Origin of the sequence: Peptoniphilus sp. HCN-40583 (assembly GCF_037892835.1) — a bacterium.
GTDB lineage: Bacteria > Bacillota > Clostridia > Tissierellales > Peptoniphilaceae > Aedoeadaptatus > Aedoeadaptatus rachelemmaiella.
Genome location: NZ_JBBKBU010000010.1, coordinates 1 through 25,948, shown reverse-complemented (window position 1 = coordinate 25,948; position 25,948 = coordinate 1). Strand labels below are relative to the sequence as shown.

The 25,948-nt window shown below is 45.6% G+C and carries 18 protein-coding genes; 11 read left to right on the top strand and 7 right to left on the bottom strand.

Features of this window, described 5'->3' with window-relative positions; all coding sequences use genetic code 11:
* Positions 1-4 precede the first annotated feature (4 nt).
* From WKT05_RS04455 to WKT05_RS04435, 5 genes are all read right to left on the bottom strand, one after another.
* Positions 5-979: an ABC transporter ATP-binding protein gene (locus WKT05_RS04455; RefSeq protein WP_340413072.1), complete on the bottom strand. Its 975-nt coding sequence runs from the start codon at positions 977-979 to the stop codon at positions 5-7.
* Complete coding sequence (locus tag WKT05_RS04450; RefSeq protein WP_340413071.1) at positions 972-1,979, bottom strand: ABC transporter ATP-binding protein; 1,008 nt, start codon at positions 1,977-1,979, stop codon at positions 972-974. The genes WKT05_RS04455 and WKT05_RS04450 overlap by 8 nt, the downstream gene beginning before the upstream one ends.
* Positions 1,980-1,987: 8 nt before the next feature.
* Positions 1,988-2,935 (bottom strand): ABC transporter permease, encoded by a 948-nt coding sequence (locus WKT05_RS04445; RefSeq protein WP_340413070.1) that lies wholly within the window; start codon positions 2,933-2,935, stop codon positions 1,988-1,990.
* Complete coding sequence (locus WKT05_RS04440; RefSeq protein WP_340413069.1) at positions 2,932-3,861, bottom strand: ABC transporter permease; 930 nt, start codon at positions 3,859-3,861, stop codon at positions 2,932-2,934. The genes WKT05_RS04445 and WKT05_RS04440 overlap by 4 nt, the downstream gene beginning before the upstream one ends.
* A 109-nt stretch (positions 3,862-3,970) precedes the next feature.
* Positions 3,971-5,641, bottom strand: a complete 1,671-nt coding sequence (locus WKT05_RS04435) for a peptide ABC transporter substrate-binding protein (RefSeq protein WP_340413068.1) — start codon at positions 5,639-5,641, stop codon at positions 3,971-3,973.
* Positions 5,642-6,025: 384 nt separating this feature from the next.
* Here WKT05_RS04435 and WKT05_RS04430 point away from each other — a divergent pair, with 384 nt between their 5' ends.
* Genes WKT05_RS04430 through WKT05_RS04400 form a run of 7 tightly spaced genes read left to right on the top strand, consistent with a single transcriptional unit; the run spans position 6,026 to position 19,908 of the window.
* Entirely contained in the window at positions 6,026-6,655 is a 630-nt protein-coding gene (locus tag WKT05_RS04430) for a DUF1819 family protein (protein ID WP_340413067.1), read from the top strand.
* A 14-nt stretch (positions 6,656-6,669) separates the two neighbouring features.
* Positions 6,670-7,233: a DUF1788 domain-containing protein gene (locus WKT05_RS04425; RefSeq protein ID WP_340413066.1), complete on the top strand. Its 564-nt coding sequence runs from the start codon at positions 6,670-6,672 to the stop codon at positions 7,231-7,233.
* A 12-nt stretch (positions 7,234-7,245) separates the two neighbouring features.
* On the top strand, positions 7,246-10,797 hold the full coding sequence (gene brxC, locus WKT05_RS04420) for a BREX system P-loop protein BrxC (protein ID WP_340413065.1): 3,552 nt from the start codon (positions 7,246-7,248) through the stop codon (positions 10,795-10,797).
* A 10-nt stretch (positions 10,798-10,807) separates the two neighbouring features.
* Positions 10,808-14,314 (top strand): BREX-1 system adenine-specific DNA-methyltransferase PglX, encoded by a 3,507-nt coding sequence (gene pglX, locus WKT05_RS04415; protein ID WP_340413064.1) that lies wholly within the window; start codon positions 10,808-10,810, stop codon positions 14,312-14,314.
* 21 nt (positions 14,315-14,335) lie between these two features.
* Positions 14,336-16,972: a BREX-1 system phosphatase PglZ type A gene (pglZ, locus tag WKT05_RS04410; protein ID WP_340413116.1), complete on the top strand. Its 2,637-nt coding sequence runs from the start codon at positions 14,336-14,338 to the stop codon at positions 16,970-16,972.
* A 23-nt stretch (positions 16,973-16,995) separates the two neighbouring features.
* Positions 16,996-19,116: a protease Lon-related BREX system protein BrxL gene (gene brxL, locus WKT05_RS04405; RefSeq protein ID WP_340413063.1), complete on the top strand. Its 2,121-nt coding sequence runs from the start codon at positions 16,996-16,998 to the stop codon at positions 19,114-19,116.
* 36 nt (positions 19,117-19,152) lie between these two features.
* Positions 19,153-19,908, top strand: coding sequence for a hypothetical protein (locus tag WKT05_RS04400; RefSeq protein WP_340413062.1), 756 nt, complete (start codon positions 19,153-19,155; stop codon positions 19,906-19,908).
* A 158-nt stretch (positions 19,909-20,066) separates the two neighbouring features.
* Here WKT05_RS04400 and WKT05_RS04395 read toward each other — a convergent pair whose 3' ends face one another.
* A complete protein-coding gene (locus WKT05_RS04395) occupies positions 20,067-21,077 on the bottom strand; it encodes a potassium channel family protein (protein WP_340413061.1) in 1,011 nt (336 codons plus the stop codon).
* Between the two features lie 613 nt (positions 21,078-21,690).
* On the opposite strand from WKT05_RS04395, the gene WKT05_RS04385 reads away from it, so the two are divergent.
* Positions 21,691-22,302 (top strand): class I SAM-dependent methyltransferase, encoded by a 612-nt coding sequence (locus WKT05_RS04385; protein ID WP_215508892.1) that lies wholly within the window; start codon positions 21,691-21,693, stop codon positions 22,300-22,302.
* Positions 22,303-22,786: 484 nt separating this feature from the next.
* Here the strand turns inward: WKT05_RS04385 and WKT05_RS04380 are convergent, their stop codons facing one another.
* A complete protein-coding gene (locus WKT05_RS04380; protein ID WP_340413060.1) occupies positions 22,787-23,380 on the bottom strand; it encodes a Crp/Fnr family transcriptional regulator in 594 nt (197 codons plus the stop codon).
* A 95-nt stretch (positions 23,381-23,475) separates the two neighbouring features.
* On the opposite strand from WKT05_RS04380, the gene WKT05_RS04375 reads away from it, so the two are divergent.
* The 3 genes from WKT05_RS04375 to WKT05_RS04365 all read left to right on the top strand — a co-directional run.
* Complete coding sequence (locus tag WKT05_RS04375) at positions 23,476-24,234, top strand: class I SAM-dependent methyltransferase (RefSeq protein ID WP_340413059.1); 759 nt, start codon at positions 23,476-23,478, stop codon at positions 24,232-24,234.
* Between the two features lie 17 nt (positions 24,235-24,251).
* Positions 24,252-25,421, top strand: a complete 1,170-nt coding sequence (locus WKT05_RS04370; RefSeq protein WP_340413058.1) for an ABC transporter substrate-binding protein — start codon at positions 24,252-24,254, stop codon at positions 25,419-25,421.
* Positions 25,418-25,948, top strand: a 531-nt coding sequence (locus WKT05_RS04365) for a FecCD family ABC transporter permease (protein ID WP_340413057.1), incomplete at its 3' end; no start/stop codon positions are given. The genes WKT05_RS04370 and WKT05_RS04365, both read left to right, overlap by 4 nt.

The following is a 25,948-nucleotide window of genomic DNA, read 5'->3' as shown; positions in this document are numbered from 1 at the left end:
TGCGTTAGAGTCGATCTTTATTGATTTCCCGCACTTTGAAGCAGGCCACGTATTGACCGGGGAGGATTTCTTCCATTTCGGGGTCTCTTCCGCGGCAGGTATCGTCGCCGTAGGGGCAGCGATCCACGAAGCGGCAGCCGGGCTTCATGTTAATGGGGCTCGGCACGTCGCCTTCCAGCTCGATTTGCACGCGCTTGCGTTGCTCGTCGGGATCGGCGATGGGAATGGCCGATAGAAGGGCTTTCGTGTAAGGGTGCAGGGGATTGGTGTAGAAGTCTTCCGTGGTGCCCACTTCCATGAGCTTGCCTAAATACATGACGGCGACGCGGTCGGAAATGTAGCGAACCATGGAAAGGTCGTGGGCGATGAAGAGCAGGGTGAGGCCCAGTTTCTTTTGCACGTCTTTCAGAAGGTTCACGACTTGCGCCTGAATGGAAACGTCCAGGGCGGAGATGGGCTCGTCGCAGATGATGAATTTGGGGCGCAGGGCCAGGGAACGGGCGATGCCGATTCGCTGTCTCTGTCCGCCGGAGAATTCGTGGGGGAAGCGGAGGCTGTGCTCGGCGCTTAGGCCCACCATTTCCAACAGCTCGATGACGCGCTCTCTGCGCTCTTTTTTATTGCCGATGCCGTAGATGACCAGGGGCTCGGAGATGATTTCTTCCACGGTCATCCGCGGATCCAAAGAGGCATAGGGATCTTGGAAGATCATTTGCATTTCCTTGCGGTGTTCCTTCATTTCCTTGGGGCTGAAGTCGTAGATGTTTTTTCCTTCAAAGACTACTTCGCCGGCGGTGGGTTCGTAGAGGCGCAGGATGGTACGCCCGGCCGTGGATTTGCCGCAGCCGCTTTCGCCGACCAGGCCGAAGGTTTCGCCTTTGAAGATGTCGAAATTTAATCCGTCCACAGCTTGGAGAAAGCCGTTTTCTACTTTAAAGTGTTTGGACAGGTTCTTTACCTGCAGAATGGGTTCATTCATGTGTCAACTCCTTCGCTTTCGGATAGGAGGGGTGGTACTTCCAGCAGCGGCAACGGTGGCCTTCGCTGTGTTCGATAAATTCGGGCTTTTGATTTTCGCAGATGCGCATGGCTTCGGAGCAGCGATCGTAGAAACCGCAGCCTTCCGGCGGTTTGTAAAGATCCGGCGGCGTCCCTTCAATGGCGTGAAGGGTTTCTTCCTTGTCCATGGTGAGCTGGGGCACGGCGGCCAAGAGGCGCACCGTGTAGGGGTGCTTCGGCGCGGCGAAAATTTCGTCCACCGTGCCCTCTTCGATGACCTCGCCGGCATACATGACGATGACATCATCGGCCATGTCGGCGACGACGCCCAGGTCGTGGGTAATCATAATGATCGAGGCGTTAATGTCGTCTTTCAGCTTTTTCATAAGCTTTAAGATTTGCGCCTGTACCGTCACATCCAGGGCCGTGGTGGGCTCGTCGGCGATGAGCAGCTGGGGGTTTGATGCCATGGCGATGGCGATCATGACCCGTTGGCGCATCCCGCCAGAAAATTCGTGGGGGTACTGGTTGATCCGCTTTTCCGGATTGGGCACCGATACTTTTTTCAGCATGTCGATGGCGAGTTTTTCGCCTTCTTCTTTGGAAATGTCTCTGTGCCGCTTCACGCCTTCGACGATTTGCGCTCCCACTTTCATGGTGGGATTCAAGCTGGTCATCGGGTCTTGGAAGACCATGGCGATTTTGTTTCCGCGAATGGCAGTCATTTCTTTTTCCGTCTTTGTCAGGAGATCTTCGCCGTCAAAGAGCACTTTGCCCGTCTTGTAGAGGGCCGGCGGTTGAGGCAACAGCCGCATGACGGCGTTGGCCGTGACGCTTTTGCCGCAGCCGCTTTCGCCGACGATGGCCAGGGTCTTTCCTTTTCCTACGGAGAAAGACACGCGGCGCACCGCTTCCACTTCGCCGAAGAAGGTGGCGAAGGAGACGGATAAATCTTGTATCTCGAGAATGTTGTTTGTCACAATGCCACCTACTTTCTAAGTCTCGGATCCAGGGCGTCTCTCAAACCGTCGCCCAGCACATTAAACGAGAACATGATAAGAGAGATCATGAGGGCAGGGAAGAAGATTTGATAAAAGAGGCCGATGCCCATGACCCCGAGGCCGTCGTTGGAAAGCACGCCCAAGGAAGGTTGGGGCGGTTGCAGACCCAAACTCATGAAGCTCAAAGTGGCCTCCGAGAAAATGGCCCGGGGCACGGTGAGGGTAATGTTGACGAGAATGGGACCCAGGGTGTTGGGAATAATGTGTTTCTTTAAGATGTAGCCTTTGTCTGCCCCAAGGGAGCGGGCCGCGGTGACGTATTCGTTTTCGCGAAGCTGTAATACCTGTCCACGGACCATAATGGCCATGGGCACCCAGCCTGTAATACTCATGGCGAGAACCAGGGTAAAGAGACTGGCCCCTTGATCGTTGGATAACATAACCGAGATCAAGATAACGATGAGCAAATAGGGGATGGCGTAGACCACTTCCGCAATACGCATCATAATGTTGTCCACGCGGGAAGAGGCCATGCCGGCGATACCGCCGTAGGTGACGCCGACGACAAAGTCCATAGCGGCGGCCAAAATTCCGATTAAAAGGGAGTAGCGGATCCCGTAGCAGACGCGGGTAAAGAGGTCGCGGCCCAATTCGTCGGTGCCGAAAAGATTCACGCGATTGGGCTCCATATTGAGCCGGGCGTAATCTTGGGTGGAGTAATCGAAGCCCACAATGGCGGGGCCGACGAAGGCCATAATCAAAAGCAGAATAATCGTAATTAAGCCCACCATGGCCAATTTGTTTTGGCGCAGACGGCGGAAGACGTCGGTCCAATAGCCGATGACCGGGCGGGTAATGCGTTCCTTGTTGTCGTCTTTTCGAGCCGGCGTAAAGAGCGAGGGATCGATGGGGTTCATTGCGGATTCGTTTTTCATCGTTTCCCTCCCGTCAGTTGAATTCTCGGATCGATGATGACATAAAGAATGTCCACGATCAAGAGCAGAATGATCAATACAATGGAATAAAAGATCGTCGTGCCCATAATCAGGGTGTAATCCCGGTTGGTAACCGAGGAGATCAAGAAGTTGCCCAAGCCGGGGACCCCGAAGATTTTTTCGATAACGAAGGAACCGGTTAAAAGGCCCGAAAGGGTGGTGCCTAAAGTGGAGACCACAGGCATAATGGCGTTTCGTACGGCGTGGTTCATAATGACCTTTAACTTCGACAGGCCCTTGGAGCGGGCGGTACGAATGTAGTCTTGGCCCAACACTTCCAGCATGGACGAGCGCATGAGCCGCGCGCTGGCCGCAATGGGCATGAGGGCCAGTGAGAGCGAGGGCAGTATGGAGTGGCTGAAGGTGCCCCAGCCGCTAATAGGTAGCCACGCCACCTGCTTGGCCACAAACTGCACAAGCAGGGTGGCAAAGATAAAGCTCGGCACCGAGATGCCGATGATGGCGAGGATCATGGTGATGTAATCAGGCAGTTTGTTTTGGTATAAAGCGGCGATACTCCCCAGGGCAGGGCCCAAAATAATGGAGATAATAAAGGCCTGCAAACCGATTTGCGCCGAGACGGGTGCACCGCGCTTGATCATTTGGTTAACAGTTTCGGCTTGAGACTTCATGGACTTGCCGAAGTCGCCTTTGACAATATTTTTTAAGTAAATAACGTATTGCTCGCCTAGGGGCTTATCTAAACCATATTGTGCGCGCAAGTTTTGATACACCTGTTCCGGCATTTTTCCTTCTCGCGCGAAGGGATCGCCCGGCACGGCGTGCATGATCACAAATGTAATGGTGATGATGACCCACATTGTGACAATTGCCATGAGCAATCGCTTCAACACAAATTTTTTCATCGTGCGTCCTTTCCGTTTTACATAAAATGGAACCGAGATGAACAATAGAGAGAACCGCCTTTCGGTTCTCTCTATTATTATCCCTGTCATTTAATTGAACTTGGGTTTATTATTTCGCTTCGATATCTGCGTAGATAAATCTCGGATAAGCGAGAAGCGGTTTATAAACGCCGGTGACATTGGGCTTTTGCAATCTAGGTTGCGTGTAGAAGTAAACGGGGATGACGGGCATTTCTTCCATCATGATCTTTTCTGCAGCCTTCATGCTGTCCATACGAACCTTTTGATCGCCGGTGGAGGAAGCCTTCTTCAAGAGGGCGTCAAATTCCTTGTTCGACCATCTGGAGTTGTTTTGCGGATTGTCGGTCATAAAGAGATCCAGCATGGACATCGGGTCTTTGTAGTCGCTCATCCAACCGGCACGAGCGATTTCAAAGTTACCGGCCTTACGGTTATCCAGTAAGACTTGGAATTCCATGTTTTCAAGATTCAGCTCAACGCCGAGTTTTTGCTTCCACATTTCTTGCAATGCTTGAGCGATCTTCTTGTGCGCTTCATCGGTATTGTAAGAAAGGGTGCAATTCTTGAAGTCTTCCATGGTCATGCCTTCTTCTTTCAGGCCTTTTTCCAGAAGTTCTTTTGCCTTTGCGGTATCTTCCGTAATGAGGTTGCCGTTGGCTTCACGGAAATCCTTCTTTGTATCGTCGTTCAAACCGTAAGGAATGATCCCTTCAGCCGGCATTTGGCCGCCTTGGGTAATGTTTTCAACAATGGTCTTGCGGTCAAGGGCCATAGAGAGGGCCTTGCGGACATTGACATTATTGAAGGGCTTCTTCGTGGTGTTGAATTCGAAGTAGTAAACACCCAGGTCCTTACCTAATTCAAGTTCGGGATCCTTGGATTGTACGGCCTTTGCCGTAACAGCCGGTGCCGGTTGAACGAGTACATCGTATTCGCCGCCTTCGTATTTTTGGTAAGCCGTGTTGTCGTCTTCCAAAATGTCGAATTGAAGGCCGTCTAATTTGACCTTGTCGGCTTCATAGTAATTGTCGTTCTTAACCATCTTGATGTTTTCTTTGTGGTTCCATTCCGTAATCTTGAAGGGACCGTTGGAGACAAATTCCGTGTTTTGGGGATCTTTTGCCCAGTCGGGATTTGCACTGACGACCTTTTCATCCACAGGAAGCAAGGTGTAGAACGCGGTGATGTCCAAGAAGTAGGGGGTCGGAGCCTTTAATTGAACTTCAAGGGTCTTGTCGTCTAAAGCCTTAATGCCGACATCGTCGATGGAGCCTTTGCCGTTAAAGTATTCTTCCGCACCCTTAACATAAGTGGTGATTTGGAAAGAATAGTCAGAAGCTAACTTCGGATCGATGACGCGTTTCCACGCATATTCGAAATCCTTGGCAGTCAACGGATCGCCGTTGGACCATTTCAAGCCGTCGCGCAGCTTAAAGGTGTAGGTCATGCCGTCGTCGGAGACTTCGTAAGATTCAGCTTGTGCGGGAACCAGTTTATCGTTTTCGTCGTAGCGCATCAAACCTTCAAATGCGTGGTAAAGGACGAAGGATTCGTGGGTACCCTTTGCAATGGCCGGGTCCAAAGTGCCCGGTTCAGATTTGTTGTTCGTGCGTAAAATCTTTGTTCCGCCGGACTCGCCGGAAACCTTTTGGCCTTCAGCATTCTTGTTTGCGCCATTGTTTGCTGCGCCGCCACAGGCTGCGAGCAACATGACACAGGCGATGAGGACCGACAGTAGTCGTACCTTTTTGTTTATCATGTTCTCCTCCTTAAAAAATCAAATGCGTGCATGGGATCCGAAGATTCCTATGTACCATTCCAATTATAATATAACGTTTTACTTTAGTAAATGAATTTGACGACATTGTCGGATTAAATTTTAATTTAACAAGCATAAAATGGGAATAATGCGGGATAATGAGGGATTTATGGTGCGCGGAAGGTGGATAGAAATAGTTTTCGTGGCACCATCTCAAAAGGCTAATCGTTTTGTTATAATACGAATAGAGAAAACCAGTGTTCATTATTCGAAAGAATGATCAGGACAATAAATACAAGTAGTAAAAAAGTTGGAACTAAGCAAAGGCTTTGTGACGTAAAGAGAAGATACGATTAAAGAAGTATCTTCGTAGGGAGGATTTGAATGGATCAAAGAAAAAAAGCAGCTCTACAAGCGGCGAGTCCATACAACGCGATCATCACAAGGGAACAGTTCCTGTTTTACGAATTGCGGATTACCGCGAAGCTGCTTAATGAAGGCTACAAACCGGATGAAGCTGTGGCGCGCATTGTGTCGGAAAATTTATTCCAATATCCTACGGAAAAATCGATGCGAAGAATGGCACTCGCATCGTTGCGGCGACTAAACGCCCTTGGCGACGACACGCTTGTAGAAACGATTGCAACACAGCCCTTTGATGTGGCGAAACAGATCTCCTTATACGCCATGATGAAACAGCATCGTTTAATTTGGGATTTCATGATTACCGTCATAGGCGAGAAGTATCGGTCGTCAGATTTTACCTTTGGAAAAATCGATGTGAACAGCTATTTCCTTCGCTTACAAGAACAGGACGACTGGGTGGCAACCTGGAGCGATTCCACATTGCAAAAGCTAAGGCAAGTCATCACGAAAGTACTGGCAGAGAACCAATACATTGACAGCGTTCGTGGGACAAAGCTTAATTTAGTATGGATTCATCCACCACTCGAAGCGTCGATTCGCAAGAGCGGCGACGAAATTGCCCTATCTGCATTTAATTGTTTCTCATAAGGAGGTAAAGCCACGTGCGTGAACAGGAACTAAAGGAACGACTCGATAACCTTAGAGATTTAATGCAGAAGCCGGAATTTCTTGAGGGAAAAGGGCTAAGCAATGAGGTAAATATAAGAATCTTTTGCTACGATCCGTCTGAGGAAATGATGGTCAGACATTTTATTGAGCAGATAAGGGCTGATCAATCCATGGACTGCCACCTGATCGTGTATAACCTGTACGAGGTATTTCTTTCAATATGCGAAGATAAGCGCATTGTTGAAAAGATACCGGCCATGGAAGATAAAAAGGGGACAGAATTTATCCGCGATCAATTGAGCCGCCTGGCCAATAATTCTGCCTTTGTAGAGAAGATGAAATACGAACCCCATCAGGCCGGGGACGTGATTCTCATCACCGGCGTTGGCGATGCATTTCCATTTATTCGCGTTCATGATCTTCTAAATGCCATGCAGCCGGAATTTCCCGATGTGCCGATCCTGGTGCTTTACCCGGGCAACTACGACGGCCGGGACGTCCAGCTATTTAATTGTTTGAAGAAAAATCCTTATTACCGCGCGTTTAATGTAATTTAGAGGAGGACGTAAATGGTTATAGAGCAATTATTCCAAAAGGACATCAATCGTAAAATCAACGGCGTCGTTAAAGTCGGTCAAGACAGGGACGATGTACTCGTTCAGGAATTAGATGAGTATGTTATTACCAAGGATCTAAAGAAGCACTTTATCACCTTTTTTAATAATTACGGCGAATCCTTTCACGAAGAGACCGCCGATATTGGCGTTTGGATCTCCGGCTTTTTCGGAAGCGGTAAATCTCACTTTCTAAAGATGCTCTCTTACCTCTTGGCCAATCGTGAAGTGCAAGGCGTACATACTGTGGAGCGATTTCGAGAAAAGTTTGCCGACGACCCGGCTACCTTTATGTTAATCGACGCCGTTACCAAAGGGCATACGGACACCATCCTTTTCAATATCGACGTCGAAGGCTCCATCAATAAAGACGAGACGGCAGTGCTCCGCGTATTCGCAAAGATGTTTTACAATTATCTCGGCTTTTATGGTGAAGATCTGAAGGTGGCGAAGCTGGAGCAGTTTGTCGAAAAGAAAGGAAAGACAGCGGAATTCCGTCGCGTATTTGAAGAAAAATACGGCAGCCCCTGGATCGAATCCCGAAATACCTTCGTATTTTTAGAAAATGAAGTCGTCGAATCGATGGTCGACGTCTTGGGCATGAAAGAAGATGCGGCACGTAATTGGTTCAACGGAACCGAAACCTCGGAGATGAGCATCGCACAGCTCGTAAGCGAGATGAAAGAATACGTCGACGCGAAACCCGACGATTTTCGCCTTTTATTTATGGCCGACGAGGTAGGCCAATACGTCGGCGGCGATACGGGGCTTCTTCTCAATCTACAATCCTTGATCGAAGAAATCGGCAGCAAATGCGGCGGAAAGATTTGGATCGTTTGCACCGGGCAGGAAGCCATCGACGAGATCATCAAGGCGCGGGAGAACGAATTTTCTCGGATTCAAGCGCGTTTTAAGACCAGACTTTCATTAACGTCGTCTTCAGCCGACGAAGTCATTCAAAAGCGCATCTTAAAGAAAAAGCCCGAAGTAGAGCCCCGCTTAGAGCAGGTCTATAACGAAAATGACTCCGTGCTTCGCAATCTTTTCAGCTTTACCGATGCCATGTTGGATATCAAGGGCTACACGGGGGCACAGGATTTTACCAGAAACTTTCCCTTTGTCCCCTACCAATTCATCATCATGCAGAAAGTCTTTGCTGAAATACGCAAGCATGGCAACTCCGGTAAGCACCTCTCCGGCGGGGAACGTTCCATGCTCTCCGGATTCCAAGAAGCGGCACAAAAGATTCAGGATAGAGACGAATACGCCTTGGCGCCCTTCTACCTATTTTACGACACGGTCCACACATTCCTCGACAGTACTATTCGCCGGGTTATAGAGCGGTGCCAGAAAGCGGCAGATAGCGGCGACGGCATCGAGCCGCAAGACGTGAATGTATTAAAGCTCCTATACCTTATACGCTACGTGGACGACATTCCCGCAAATCTAGATAACATCGTCATCCTCATGGCCGACGACATTCGTCTCGACAAGATCGACATGAAAGAAACGGTTCGCGATAGTTTAGGGCGCCTTCTCAGCCAAAACTACATTGGACGCGCCGGCGATATCTATAACTTCCTTACCGACGAGGAGCAGGACATTCAACGGGAAATTTACAAAAATATCATGGTCGACACCTCGGAAGTGGTTCAACGAATCGGCAATATAATTTTTGCGGACATTTACACGACGAGAAAATATCGTCACGGCAAGTACGATTTTTCGTTCGATAAAATGGTGGATACGACAATTATCGGCACTGCGACCGGCAGCATGCAACTTCGCATTTTAACCGTAGCAACCGACGCTTACGAGAAGAGCGAAATACACCTCAGGGCTGAATCCATAAATCAGGCCATCGTCGTGCTTAGCGACACGCCTTATTACGAATCCCTGGAAAGGGCCATGAAAGTGAATAAATACGTGAATCAGCGGAATGTATCTCAGCTTCCCAGATCCATACAGGCTATTATTCGCAATCATCGGGACGAGGCCATAAAAGACGAATCCACTGCAAAAGAGGAGTTGAAAAAGGCCATTGTCGGCGCCACCTTTTATGTAGGGGGCGAGCGAATCGAAATTAAAGGCGACGACGCAAAGAGCAAGTTGGATCAAGTCTTGGACTATTTAGTGACTCATGTTTACAAAGAGCTCGGCCTCATTACAAAAAATGCCGAATCCGACGCCGACGTGCGAGCCGTACTGCAGGGAGTAGGGATGAACGCTTTCGAGGCGGAACAAAGAGAAAATCACGAAGCGGCCGCAAAAGTGGAAGAATATTTGGAGATGCGAAGCGTGACCAACCTTCCCACATCCATGGCCGACATCCAAAGCCGTTACCAGGCAATTCCCTACGGCTGGAGAGAAATCGACATCGCCGTGGTCGCCGCCATGCTTATCTATGATCAAAAGGTCACCATCAAATACGGGGGAGAAACCATTCAGCCGACGAACCCGAAGCTTCCCGATATGCTTCGCAAAAAGAGCGAGATCGGAAAGACGCAAATTGCCAAGCGCCAGGTCATTGCTGCGGCGAAGATGCGTGAGGCGAAAGAGCTGCTCCGGGAATACTTCGACATGATGGACGTTCCCGATGATGAAGATGGCCTCATCAGATCTATTGTCGATAAATTTGAAGAGCAAAAGGCCCATGTGGAAGAACTAAACGAACGCTATAAGGGGAAAAAGTACCCGGATCGCCAACTGGTGGAAGAGGCCCTTCACCTTATAGAAAATATCCTTTCGCAACGCAAAGACAATGTGGCACTGATCAATGGATTGATCGACAGATCGGGCGACCTTCTCGATAATAAAGACGATATGCAAGACGTCGAAGGCTTTTTCAAAAATCAGGTGCAAGTATTCGATGCCGCCATGGAAATGGAGGCAGAACTAAAATACGATCGAAGCTACCTTAAAGAAGATGATGAAGCCAACGGAGCACTAAACGAGATTCGAAAGATCGTCGTGGTGGATGGGGAAAAGAGCAGCGTCTATCGTCGCATACCCGAGTTAAACGGCCTGATGGATACGGTGATGAAGGGCCACGACAGACTTCTCGAGGAAAAGCGGGAAGAGGTGCTTGACATCATTCGCCAATGCTTAGAAGAAATTCACACATTGGCCAGCGACGCTCCCGAGGCCAGGGCAATCTCCAGGCGGGCAGATCATTCATTCGACGAGAAAAAGAAGCAAGTAAAAGAGCTGAAAAGTTTACAACTACTCGACGGTTTGAAGCCACAGATATGGAACTTAAAAGATGATATCGTCGGAGAAATGGAAGCCAAGAAACGGCCGGCAGAGCCTGCGAAAGAAGAAACAACGGAGGCAGCCGATGAGCCCCGCGGCTACAACGAACCAAAGAGAAAGATGCATACCATGTATAGACAGAGCTTTCCGTCGAAAACCCTCCAGAGCCGGGAAGACATTGATGCCTATGTAGAAAGAATAAGAGCACAACTTACCACCATGTTGGCGAACTGCGACGGAATCGAAGTAAAGTAAGGAGACGGGAATGGACAAAAACGCGATAAAAAAATTCGCCACAGAAGCGCGGCGGGAACTCATGGCCCGGGTGAGCCAAAGGGCGCTGCTTTACGGAATTTCCCCGGAGACCGCGGCCAATCCCGAGGATGATGTCGTAGAGGGCCGCTTGCTTTCTTCCATAGAAAAAAGACAGCGGGCGGCATTAATCGAAGCGATCAAAGAAAAAAGCTACGATCAAGTCATGGAAGAAGTGGCCTATACTTGGTTTAATCGCTACTGCGCCCTGCGCTTCATGGAAGTCAACGGCTACCTCCCCAGCCGCGTGCGCGTATTTACCGACGAGAACAACGCCTTTAAACCGCAAATTCTCGCCGAGGCCATTCACTTGGAGTTGGAAGGGCTCGATAGAGAAAAAGTCTTTGCCTACAAAGAAGCCGACGCCAACGACGATCTCTATAAATACCTGCTGATTACCCAGTGCAACGCTTTAAGCGGCGTGCTCCCGAAGATGTTTCAAAAGATCGCCGATGCCACCGAGCTCCTCTTCCCGGACAATCTTCTTCGAGAAGGCAGCGTCCTTCACCAAATGATTGAGAACATACCCGAAGAAGATTGGAAAGATGCCGTTCAGATCATCGGCTGGTTGTACCAATACTACAATAGCGAAAAGAAAGACGAAGTTAATGCTGCACTTAATATAGATAAAGTAAAAATTTCAAAGGAAAATATTCCCGCCGTCACCCAATTATTTACGCCGGATTGGATCGTGCGCTACATGGTGGAAAACTCCCTGGGCCGCTTGTGGATGGAAGGCCATCCCGACGAGGCGCTGAAATCCAATTGGAAATACTACTTAGAAGAGGCGGAACAGGAACCGGAAGTGGAGGAGGAGCTCGAGGCCATTCGCAAAGCTTATAGAGAGATGAAGCCCGAAGACATTCGCTGCATCGATCCCTGCTGCGGCAGCGGGCATATTCTCGTCTACCTCTTCGATGTCCTCGTTCAGATTTACGAATCCTACGGCTACAGGACCAGAGAAGCGGTAGCGAGCATTGTGAAGAACAATCTCTACGGCCTGGACATCGACGAGAGGGCGGCGCAGCTGGCCTATTTTGCCGTGATGATGAAGGCGCGGCAATACGACCGGAGCTTCTTCAACCGGGGCATTCAACCCCACGTCCATGCCATCGAAGAGAGCAATGCTGCGGATCCCCACGCCGTAGACTACTTCTGCGGCGGCGACGAGAAGCTGAAAGACGCTATGGAAACCATTATAGAAGAACTTCACGACGCCAAAGAATACGGCTCCATTATTTCCGTAAGCCCACAGGATTGGGAGGGGCTCTATAATCGCTTCGAGGACATAAAAGGAGAAGTGGACCTACGGGGCGAAGCGGCACGGAAACAGCTGTTGCCATTAGTCGAGATCGCCCGGGCATTGGCGCAGAAATACGATGTAGTAGTGACCAATCCGCCGTATTTGAGAATCAGTAATTCTTCCCAAAAAATCAATCAATACGCAAAAACATTCTATCCCACTTCTAAATATGATATGAGTACTCTTTATATGGAAAAGACGCTCGATATGTGTAATGGAACAGGCATAATGGCAATGATAAACATACCAGTATGGATGTCAAAGAAAAGCTTTAAAGAGTTGCGTCATCGCATATTGGCATGGCATACATTTGTAAATATGCTCCATTGTGGGAGGGGTATATTCGGGTCAGATTTTGGTACAACTGCTTTTGTAATTAGGAGAGCATATACGGATGGCTATGCGGCTGTATTTCATAAATTATTTGATGAAATGGGTGCAGTAGATTCGATTGACCAGAAAGAGAAATGGTTTTTTGAAAAGAAAGGGTATTTTGTTGCGAAACAAAATAAATTTTTGAATATCGCAAGCTACCCCATTGCATATTCGATGAGTCTAGGATTGCTAGAAGTTCTAGACAAAGAAAAACCACTAAAAAACTTTGCTTATCCTCGTAAAGGCCTTACAACTGGCGATAACGATATTTTCGCTCGCTTGTGGTATGAGGTCGATGAAAAGAAATTCAGTATGCTCTCGAATGGGGACAAATGGTTTCCGATGACCAAGGGTGGTGATTTCCGTCGATGGTATGGAAATAATGAGTATGTCGTTAATTGGGAGAATGATGGGGATGAAATAAGAAACTTTAGGGACGGAGAGGGAAAGCTCAGATCATGTCCTCGAAATGTGCAGTTTTACTTTAGGGAAGGAATATCTTGGAATGATACGACTGCTAAGGGAAAGATTGCATTTAGGTATCAGCCGGTTGGCTACATTTCGAATGCATCAGGTCCATGTGTTTTTGCGGATGTGGATTTAATGTATCTTTTTGGTCTGTTAAACTCTGTAGTATCGCAAAAATGTCTCGAAGTATTGGCGCCAAATATGAAGTTTGAAGTAGGTCAAATGGCACTTGTCCCTATTATAAAAAAGCCCTCAATAAGGATAAATAAGCTTGTTGAAAATACAGTTGTAATAGCGAGAACAGACTGGGATTCATACGAAACCTCATGGGATTTTAAACATCATCCGTTTCTTCGCAAGGGTTCTACTATCTCCGAATCTTTTAATCAATGGAAGGCCGAATGTGAAGATCGCTTCCTCCAGCTCAAAGCAAATGAAGAAGAGTTGAATCGCATCTTTATCGACATTTACGGTTTACAAGACGAGCTCACGCCGGAGGTGGCGGACAAGGACATTACGGTGTACCGGGTATTCGACACGAAGGAGGATGTGCCGGAATCCATGGCGGGAAGCAGGTATATCCGCACGAAAGAGGACGAGGTCGTCTCCTTTATTTCCTATGCTGTGGGCTGTATGTTCGGACGCTATTCCCTAGACGTGGAGGGCCTGGCCTATGCTGGCGGCGATTGGGACGAAAGCAGATACCTCTCCTTCCCGGCGGATAGGGATAATATTATTCCCATTAGCGACGATGTTTATTTCGAAGACGATATTCTCAGCCGCTTCGTGAAGTTTGTGGAAGTGGTTTATGGAAAAGACACGCTGGATGAAAACCTGAAATTTATTGCCGATGCTCTCGGCGGCAAAGGCCAGCCAAAAGAGGTCATCAGAAATTATTTCTTAAATGGTTTTTATGCAGACCATTGTTCAAGATATTCTGTAACAGGTTCTGGAAAGCGGCCCATTTATTGGCTCTTTGATTCTGGCAAAAAAAATGGCTTTAAGTGTTTGATCTATATGCATCGCTACAGTCCCGACACCATCGCCCGCATTCGCACGGACTACGTCCACGAGCAGCAGGCCCGTTACCGGAGCGCCATAGACGATCTGGAGGCGCGGATGGAAAAGGCATCGCCGAGTGAGCGAGTAAAGCTCAGCAAGAAGTTGAAGGCGGTGACGGATCAGGCCAAGGAAGTTCAGATTTACGAGGAAAAAATTCACCACTTGGCGGATCAGATGATTGCCATGGATTTGGACGACGGCGTGGTGGTCAATTACGCCAAGTTCCAAGATGTGCTGGCGAAGGTTAAGTAAGGAGGTGGCAGCGTGGCCGGTATGGACAAGGTGAGCCCGAAAGGGCGAGAAGGTGGCTCGGGCCATTTAGATACGATTATTCGAGATTTAAACAAGCGATTTGCTGCGCCTCTGCCGGAGTTTTACAAGCGTCGAATTATTTTCTGGCACGACGATGAAGGGGAATTTGCGGATCAGCTGGGCGAGTTTCAGTTGGAAAACGCCAAGCTCTTGGTGCTTACGGGCACGAACAATTTTGCGGCGAAAAAGCGGTTATGCGTCGAGGATGTGACGAGCCATTATTTGGTTTACTGTCCATTCCAATACGGCTCTTTGGAAGACAACTGGCTATTAAATCTGGAGCTTTACAGCGAATCTTTCCGGGCGGATTTGATTTCCATTTGGATGAATGAGATGAATTTACCGGGATCGCCTGAGCTCCGGAAGTTGGTAAAGAATTACAGGAAATTTTTTGCCGCACAATCCAGGCGCGCCGCCTTTACCAAGCTTAATCACGGCATAGCGACGGCGCCTCAGCTGCATTTGGCCGTGATGGCGGCGATCTGTGGCACGGAGGATGTACAGCCCAACACCATCATTCGAGCGGTGATCCTTGCCGGGGCTCTCTTGGAATCCAACGAGGTATATAAGCGTCTCGCTAGCTATGGAGCGGAGGAACCTTTCTGGGCTCTCGTCAAGCAGGTCTCCGGCTACTCCGATGGCGATGACGCATCCATTGAGGCCATGGTTTCTCATATTTTATTGACGGCGACGACGCGAACCTTGGCCGTGGATTATTTGGCGGGCTTGGATGATTTTATCTCTACGCCTCACCAAGCCTGGTGCTACGATTTTGTCTCCGATTGGTTTAGGAGGGGCGATCGAGGAGCCCTGGCCGAAACGACGCGGAGGGTGGAAGATGCGCTTAATCTGAGACAGCGATTCGATCGGATTCCCTTGGACGATTTGACGACGACGGAGGTGTTTCCCTGCGTCGACGAATGTATTTTAGCTCGGCTGATGAAGGACATTGCCAATCATCTGATCGATGGGGAGGGCATTGTGAAGATGGTCGAAGGGCGCCGCACCTTGGCGTGGTATGAGGATGTGGCGTGCTATTACGAGGGCATTTATGAAGTGGCCAAGATGCAGGACTTTTTCTCGGACCATGGGGAAGGCTTCCATACCGCAGAGGCGAAGGCAATCTGGAAAGAATACACCGAAGATTTCTACCGCATGGATTCTTTTTATCGCCGGTATCACATGGCTTTTAGAAAGAGCTTCACTGTGGACAACGATTATTTGGACGATCTCTTTAAGCAGGTAACGGACAAGGTGGAGGGTCTTTACACCCACCGGTTCCTTGGCGAGCTTGGAAGAAATTGGTCCGATGTCTGTGCCGATGAGCTGGCTCAATATGGGCGCATTGTGGATGTGCCTCAGCAGACGGGCTTTTATAATCAGTACGTAAAGGTGCAAGACAGTCGCGTCTTCGTCATTATTTCCGATGCCCTTCGTTACGAGGTGGCGGCGTCTTTGGCAGAGCAGCTGCGCCGTGAAACGCAGAGCAAGGTGTCCCTTTCCTCTTGTGCGGGGATTTTTCCCACGGTGACGAAATTCGGCATGGCGGCCTTGCTTCCTCATAAGAAACTTAGCGTGAGCGAGCGAAGCAATGGCGACTTACAGGTCTTGGCCGACGGCATGTCGACGGATGCCGGCAATCGGGAGAAGGTGTTGCGACGGGCCAATAACAACAGCGTGGCCTTGAAGTATAAGGACATCGCCCCTATGAAGCGCGCGGAGCGAAGTGCCTTGGTCAAGGGGATGGATGTGGTTTATATTTACCACGACAAGATCGACGAGGCCAGCCACACTTCCGACGACATGGTGTTTCCCGCATGCGATGAGGCCATCGAAGAAATTAAAAATATCGTGAGGATCATCCGCAACGAGTTTAGCGGCACCCGCGTGTTCATTACCTCGGATCACGGTTTTCTCTATACCTACAGCCCGCTCTCCGAAGATTCCAAGGTGGACAAGACGTCGCCCGGTGAGCAGGATGTCGAGATCGACCGCCGCTACCTGATTACGAAAAAGGGCGCCGATCCAGATTATTTGCTTCCGGTGAAGTTTATGGACGAAGGCTATGATGCGTTTACGCCGAGGGAGAGCATTCGCATCAAGAAAAAAGGCGGCGGTTTAAACTTCGTTCACGGCGGCATCAGCCTTCAGGAGATGGTCGTACCGGTTATCGATTACCATTTCCTTCGCAACGATTCAAAGACTTATCAGCGAAATAAGGCGAAGTATGATACGAAGCCCGTAGAGGTAGGGCTCCTTTCTTCGAGTCGTAAGATCAGCAATCTGTTGTTTTCTCTGGATTTCTATCAAAAGGATGCGGTCGCCGACAATCGAAGCGCCGCGAATTATCTGCTGTATTTCGAAGACTCCGATGGGAAACAGATCAGTGATACGGTAAAGATCATCGCGGACAAGACCGGCGACAATGGTCAAGATCGAATCTTCCGCTGTGGTTTTAATTTGAAATCCCTGAAGTATGACAATACGGCAAGTTATTACTTGGTTATTGCAGATGAAACCGGGCTTCAAATGCCACAAAGGGAGGCCTTTCAAATCGACATTGCCTTTGCGGTGGACGAGTTTGACTTTTTTAGTTGATGCCTCAAACAGGAGGGTTGCAATTGGACGAAGTTGTTAAAACGGGCGAAAGCAGTCGTGAAACTGTAAAAGAAAAATTGCGTCAGCATTTTAGCGGTAAAATTGTCCGCAAAGATTTGACGAAGACCATAAAGGAAGGCGCCAATGTGCCGGTTTATGTTCTCGAGTTTTTGTTGGGACAATACTGCAGTTCCGACGACGATGAGATCATCGAGCGGGGCGTGCAAAATGTCAAACGAATCCTGGCCGATAATTTCGTCAGGCCCGATGAAGCGCAAAAGATTTTGTCGCGCCTCAGAAGCAGAGGCAGCCATACCATCATCGACATGGTCACGGTGCGATTGGACATTAAGAAGGACTGTTTTTTTGCCGAATTTTCCAATCTTGGTTTATCTAATATTCCCATTATCGACGACTATCCTGAAAAATACGACAGGCTTTTGTGCGGAGGAATCTGGTGTATCGTTCAACTGGATTACGAAAGCGAGGGAGACAACAATTTCGGAATCATCGATTCACAGGGCAATTCGCTTCAAACAAAGCAGAAAAAACAAAAGGACATTTCTCCTATTAGCATTCGCAGGCTAACGCCTATTCAAATGCCCCATATCGATTTAGATGAGCTTAAGCAGGGTCGCAAGGCCTTTACCAAGGATGAATGGCTCGATGTTTTGTTGCGCTCCATCGGCATGGAGCCGGACGAGTTGTCCTATCGCGAGAAGTGGCTCATTTTGACGCGCATGCTTCCTTTGGTGGAAAATAATTTTAATCTTTGCGAGCTTGGTCCTCGAAGCACGGGCAAATCCCATCTTTATAAGGAGATATCTCCGAACAGCATCTTGGTATCGGGTGGTCAGACGACCGTGGCTAATTTGTTTTATAATATGGGCCGAAAGACGGTGGGCCTCGTCGGCCTGTGGGATTGCGTTGCCTTCGACGAGGTCGCAGGCATTCGCTTTAAGGACAAAGATGGCGTGCAGATCATGAAAGACTACATGGCCTCGGGTTCCTTTGCCCGTGGCAAGGAAGAAAAGGCGGCCTCGGCGTCGATGGTTTTCGTAGGCAATATTAATCAAAGCGTCGACGTTCTCTTGAAGACTTCGAGCTTATTCGATCCCTTCCCTCCGGAGATGGGGACGGATACCGCTTTTCTCGATCGCATGCATTGCTATTTGCCGGGATGGGAGATTCCGAAGTTCCGTCCGGAGCATTTTACCAACGACTTTGGCTTTATTAGCGATTATCTTGCGGAGTTTATTCGCGAACTTCGAAAGGAACAGTATGGCGATGCCATGGATCATTATTTCCGCTTAGGCAAGAATCTGAATCAGAGGGATACCATCGCCGTGCGCAGAATGGTGGACGGCTATTTGAAGCTTCTCTATCCCGATGGCGTGTTTACGAAAGAGGATGTAGAAGAGGCTCTGAAGATTTCTTTAGAAATGCGGCGTCGAGTCAAGGAGCAGCTCAAAAAGCTGGGCGGCATGGAATTTTACGACGTGAATTTTTCTTACATCGATAAGGAGACTTTCGAGGAAGACTATGTTTCCGTTCCGGAACAAGGCGGGGGAAAATTAATCCCCGAAGGGATGTGCAACCCGGGTCAAGTCTATACTGTATCTCAGGGAAAGAGCGGTATGCTTGGCGTGTTTCGTCTGGAAAGCCAAATGCTTCCCGGAAACGGCAAGTTTGAAAAGACGGGAATCGGCAGCGATCGCGAAGCAAAGGAATCGACAAATACGGCATTTAATTTTTTAAAGGCCAATGGGAATCGCATTAGCGGCGCCATTAGCACTACGACGAAAGATTACATCATTAACTATCAGGACTTGCAGGGCATCGGAATGACGGGGAGGCTGGCCCTTCCTACGCTTATTGCGCTCTGTTCCATTGCACTGGGGAAACCGACGCTTGGGAGCCTTGCGGTTCTCGGTGAAATTAGTATTAGCGGAACCATGATGAAGGTAGATGAGCTGGCCAATTCGCTGCAGGTTTGTTTGGACAGCGGCGCGAAGAGGGTGCTCCTGCCCATCGCTTCGGCTGCAGAGCTTGGTGCTGTGCCGGCAGATTTAATCGGATGCTTCAACTTGATTTTTTATCGTAGTGCCGAAGACGCGGTGTTTAAGGCGCTAGGAGTCGAGTAAGGTTACGAGTCTGGGTTTACTAAAAAAGGAGGCGCTATGTTTGATCCGGGATTAAACATTGGACAGGTCGTCGAAAATGCGGACATTATTGAAATTTTTAAATGCGGCAATAGTGGGGGAATGCGTCGGTCAAAGAAAACGAACACCCTGGTGTTGATTTCCGATTACACAAAGGGGATATACCATGACAAGTGGATTGGGGGCGTGCTCCACTACACGGGTATGGGGAAAAAAGGCGACCAAGATATCCAATGGGCGCAGAACCAAACCTTAGCTGATAATGGTAGAAACGGTGTCGACGTGCATTTATTTGAGGTAATCGACCCGACGGAGTATATTTACTGCGGTAGGATTGAACTGGTATCGGCGCCATATACGGATACTCAGCCCGACGAAGATGGCATGGACAGAGAGGTATGCATTTTTCCCATACGGCCTGTGCCGGATAACGACGTTATAAAACCGCCCATGTATGTATTTGAAAATCGGGAGGATTACTTAAAACGGGGGAAGAATGTAGACGCCGAATATCTGAAGGCGAAGAAAGATAAAAAAAGAAGGGGCACAAGCGGGACCTTGGTTACTCGGGCTGTCGAATTGAAGGTGGAGACGAAAAAGAAAATAGAAATACCCTCAGATATTGTAGGAAAGAAAGTAAGCCACAGGAAATATGGCGTAGGTACGATTTCAAAAATACGGGGAAATTCGGTGATTGTTGATTTCGATGAAGTAGGATTAAAAAAGCTGGATTACGAAACTTGCGTAAAAAAGAAATTCCTCGAATTTACTTGATCGATCATAATAAGGACATAGACACTTAAGATGGCAACTTATTAGGTGCAGAAGATAACCAAAAGCGAGAATGTATAAGTGAATTAAAAATTACAACTAAATAACGAAAGAAACAGGCGACCTTTTGCGGTCGCCTGAAATTATTTTCCTTCGCTTTTTTATTTTTTTATTTCGTCGCCTAAGTGGCGCAGCTTCTCTACCTGTTCTTCCTGTCCCAAGACGATGAGCACATCGCCGGTTTTAAAGGTGTAGTCCACCGGGGGATTGAAGAGCATCTTGCCGTCGGCCTTCCTTTTAATGGCCAAGATCACGAGGCCCGTTTTTTTTGGAATTTCCGCCTCGATTAAATTCTTGTTTTCCAGATAAGAGCCGGAAAAGACCACCACTTCCTCCAAATCCAGCTCCACATCGCCGATTCGGGTGACCACATCTAAGAAAGACATAATGTTGGGCTTAATCATGAGAGACGCCATGCGCTTGCCGCTGATTTCCACGGCGGAGAGGGTTTTGTCGGCGCCGACTTTTAACAATTTCTCGTTGCCCGATTTGCTCACGGAGTTGGCGATAATGTAAATGTCTTTGTTCATGTCCCGCGCCGTGAGCACGGTGACGATATTATCTACCTCGGAATCCAGCGTCGCCAAAAGCCCTTTGGCCCGCGCGATGCCGGCATGTTCCAGGACGCTTTCTTCCGTGGCGTGGCCTTCCACGACCAAAATATCGTGGTGGCTTAAATCGTCTAAGTCTTTCCGATTGTCGGTAATGACGACGAAGGCCATTTTTTCGTGAATAAATTTATTGATGATGACCTCGGCCAATTCGCCGGAGCCGCAAATGATGTAGTGATCATTAAGTGCGGAAATTTTTTTGTCCATTTTACTTCCCTTCCACAAATCTCCAACTTTTCCTTCGACAAACATGGCCACCACCGTGGAAAAGGCATAGCCCACAACGCCCACGCCTAAAAAAATCATTAGGACCGAGAACAGTTCGGACGCATTGCTGGTGGTGCCGATTTCGCCGAAGCCCACCGTGGAAATGGTGATCACCGTCATGTAAAAGGCATCGATATAATCCACATCCAGCAGAATTTTGTAGCCGATCATGCCGAAGATGAGCAAAAACGCAAATGAGTAAAAGGTGAATTTGAGTTTTCTTTTCTCGTCCATAGACCCCTCCTTATGGCTCTGATTATAATAGAATTCGCCGGAAAAAGCTGTCTATTTTTGTTTTTTGTCAGCGTGGAAAAGGAATGATTGCCGGAGGCAGGCAAATGTAAACAAACAGATGAAAAGGCATGGCATAAGGCAAATCCATCATTAGGAATAACTGTCCCGATAGAAAAGGCAAGACAGACCTGCGAATCAGCTAAGTAAAATCCAACTGAAGAAAATGACTTAAACAGTTAAGATTACATCTAGTCGAAATTTTAAAGACATGTCTCCTCCAACAAAAGAATTAATGAAACTAACCCTTAAAAGAATAATAGCCCATGGAGGTCATCCAATTCTAAGATGGATGATGGATGATATTTTTATACGAACTGATCCTGTTAGAAACATCATGGCAGACAAGGAAAAACCATAGAGAAGATAGACGGAGTTATCGCTACCATTATGGCACTTGATAGGGCAATAAGTTGTGGGAATGATATAAGTGAATCGGTTTATGATGATAGAGGGACAATAGTATCCTAATAGAGGGATTTATTTAAAAATACTTTACATGGTAGTAAGTAAATGATATGATTGTAATGAGAATTATTATCAATAGGGGTATAAAATGTTAAAAAGTTTTTTTGAGAATGTAATAAAGCCAAAGGATAATTTTGGTGGTCGCTTTATGGTTAAGGGCATGAATATTGGTCATGAGAAGTTAGCAAAGTGGGGCAGATCATTTTTAAACATTAGACAGACTGATACTTTATTGGACCTTGGTTGTGGTGGAGGTAGAAATATCCAATATTTTTTAACTAAGGCTAACAAGGTATATGGAATGGATTATTCAAAAGTTAGTGTAGATATTTCTAAATCATTAAACAGTGAAGCTATAAAAGATGGAAGGTGCAAAATAATTGAAGGAGATGTATCAAAAATACCTTTTGAAGATCAATCAATAAATATTGTAACTGCATTTGAAACTATCTATTTTTGGAGTGACTTAGAAACAAGCTTTAAAGAAATCTATCGTGTTCTAAAAAAAGGTGGACAATTTTTAATATGTAATGAAGGGGCTTTTAGAGATCATAAAAACATAAAAAAATGGGCTGATATGCTTAAATTTAAAGTATACTCACCAGAATATTTAACTAGAATCTTAACAAAACTTGGTTTTAAGTGTGAGTATCATTTAGATAAAAAAGATCAGATTGTCTTTATAGCTATAAAACAATAATTTATATTAGTGCATCTACAAAAGTAGGTGCTTTTTTCATGCCAAAATAGAGGTGGGAATATAGGACTTCTAAATAAACTATTTAACAGTAAGGGTACAAGCAAATCAGGAGACATATCTAAAGAAAGGGAGAGGGTATCTTCATCGTATTTTTTTTGGAAGAACAACAGCTGGCAGAAATGTCAATGAATCTACTACCCTGTAGATAATAGCAGCTTATTCATGTGTGAGATTTTTAGCTGAAACCTTAGTAGGACTTCCCGTTTATTTATATAAAACAGTTTTATCATTTGAAGTAGATAGAATACTAAAGGATGGAAATTTTCAAGGGTAAAAATCTAGGATAAAAGAACCTAATTCAATATGGAGATTTGTTTTTGAAGAGTTAAAGATATCATTTGAGTTTAAAATGAGATCCATATTCTCTTAAGATTGATTTTTTGCAATTTTTGTTTATATTTGGTCAGTCCTATGAGTAATACTTTTATATTAATCCCTCTTTTTTCATAAGAGATAACTCTCTTGAAAGGGCAGCCCTATTACAAGCTAAAAATTTCGCTAAATCCTCTCTGGATAGTTTATTAGAAAATAAGGAGTCTTCACCATATTTATCTATATATTTATTAATTTTCTCCCTAATCGTAGGTTTAGAATATACATCTAATTTGTAGGTTAAGTATGAAATTTGCTCATTATGCAATTTTATAATATTTTCCATAAAAATCGGCCTGCTTGAACAAGACTTTTTATTTTTTTCAAAGATTTCGCTAACATCAAGGGCTAAAACTTTAGAATCTTTTTTTGCAACCATAAATCTATCAGTTAGGGAGGAAAAATTTAGAGAAAAAGAATCTGACGCCTCATAAATTCTATCTATAATTTCCTTATTATCACCTATTGTAGATAAATCAATTCTTCCCTTCAAAACTATACCTGCCTTAAAGCCCTTAGAGAAATCATATAGATATTCGCCTTTACTATAAATTAAGGTTTTATGATCAATACAAGAAAGTATGTGGTGTATAGTACTTTCGTCTAAACTATAAAATAATTTACTTTTAAAAATAATCTTTTCCATAAAATCCCCCATTTGTTGCTTCTGCAACTGCAACAAAATTTATCTCTGGTATAATTATAAATGTAGTGATAATTATTATCAAGGAGGAAGAGAAAATGGAAAAAAATAAAATTATTTTTGGGCATGATTTTTTAAAGATGCTTGGAAGAACAAGACTCAGACCAGGCGGCGGTCTTATGACCGATTGGATACTTGATCAGGTACAGATTGATAAAGATATGCAAGTTTTGGAAGTTGCTTGCAATAGAGGAGATAACCTAATAAGAGTTTATACTAAATATAAATGCAAAATAATAGGCATAGATAATGACCAAGTTGTCATAGATCAAGCTTTGGAGAACATAAAGCTTTTAGGTCTAGACAAAGAAATTGAAGTTATGAATATGGATGCCTTAAAGTTGGATTTCGAGGATGAAACATTTGATTTAATAATTAATGAAGCAATGCTTACCATGCTTCCAAATGAAAAAAAAGCAAAGGCTCTTAAAAATTATCACAGGGTTTTAAAAAAAGGCGGCTATCTATTAACTCATGATGTGGCAGTGGAAAAAGAAAGTGAAGATATAAGAAGGCAACTTTCAAGATTTACAAACATGGACGTGTATCCTCTAACCGTAGAAAATTGGAACAAACTGTTTGTTGAAAATTCTTTTAGACCTTTTTCACAAAGGACTGGTAGGATGATTCTCTTAGACAGGGATACAATCATAAAAGATGAGGGACCAGCAGGGGCTGCAAATTTTTATAAAAACGCTTATTCAGAAGAAAATAGGGATAGATTTGTAAAAATGTTAGAGAGGTCTAAAAATTCAAGCATTTATTATATAGTTTTAGCAAGTAAAAAGGAGGATTAGGTAAAAAGGAGGATTAGATGGAAGCCATTAAAAAAATATCATTAATTTTATGTCTGACAGTGCTTGCCTTAACAGGCATGACCGCTTGTAGCAATATAAAAACTGAACAAAATTCAGAAAGTAAGGAAGTAGCTCAAACTGAGAAAAAGGAAGAAAAGCCAGAAGAACCTAAGGATGAAAATAAAAAAGTTAGAACAATCACAGACCATGCAGGTAACACGGTAGAGGTTCCTGAGAAAATTGAAAGAATAGTAATAGATCAGATTCCTATCTTATCTACTTATATGGCTTATCACCATGGAAAGGCCCCATATATAGTAGGATATGCTGGTTCTCTTAAGCAGGTAATTTCAAATACAGTTTTAAAGGATATTGCTCCAGAGCTTCTTGATAGCCAAAATACAGTTCAAGCTCAATCTGACATTAATATTGAGGAAATAATGAAGCTTAAACCAGATGTTATTTTTTACAATGCTTCAAATAAAGAACACTATGAAGTTCTTAAAAAGACAGGGATTCCTTGTGTAGGATTTGCTACAGTTGGCACAAATGGACCAGCTGACCCAATAGATAGGTACACACAATGGTTAAAGCTCTTAGAAGATGTATTTGGCGAAAGCGGGAAGACAGATGATTTTATAAAAGCCGGTCAAGAAATTGTAAAAGATGTTGAAGAAAGAATTTCAAAAATAGATGATAGTAAAAAACCAAGTGGTGTGATTTTATGGAAGTATGTTGAAGGAGTACCAATGGTTGCTGGTAAGGGTGTTTTTGGGGATTTCTGGTTAAAGAGAATTGGTGTTAAAAATTTAGCGGATGAAACAAAAGGCTTTGCCAAAGTTTCTATTGAACAATTTTATCAATGGGATCCAGATATACTTTATCTTGATGGACCTGGTCTTCTTGATATTACAACAAAAGATGTATTTGAAAATTCAGTAGAAGGTATCAATTTTTCAAATATGAAAGCTGTTAAGGATAAAAAAGTTTATAACACTAAGCTTGGTATGTGGAATTGGTTTACACCAAATCCAGACGGACCACTTGTACTAGCTTGGCTTGCAAAATCAACCTACCCAGAGGAATTTAAAGACTATGATCTAAAAGCAATGATTAAAGATTACTATAAAACATGGTATGATTATGAATTAACAAATGAACAAGTTGAGGATATGTTTGATATATGATTAAAAAAATCTTTATCAAAGATAAAAAAATAAAATTAAGCTCATATATAATCCTCATAAGTCTACCCATATTAATTAGTATTTTGGCACTTGCCATAGGTAGGATGCCTCTTAGTATAGGACAGATTATTGAATTTTTTAATGCTTATCTAGGAGGAGGAGACTTTGATCCTATGCTTGAATCAGTAATAATAAATGTAAGATTACCAAGGATTATTACTGGTCTAATAGTGGGAGCTGGTCTTTCCGCAGCAGGTCTTGCCTTTCAAGGGGTTTTTTCAAACCCCTTGGCAACTCCTGATATACTAGGTGTAAGCTCGGCTGCAAGTCTTGGAGCTGTAATTGGTATACTTTTATCACTTTCAACCCTATCTATTCAATTATTTGCTTTAGCTTTTGGATTAATTGGTGTAGTCTTGACTTTATATATTGGCAAAGCTAAGACTAGGTCATCAACGATAATGCTTATACTAGCAGGTCTTGTAGTTTCGTCATTATCAAATGCTCTAGCGTCTCTTCTAAAATAT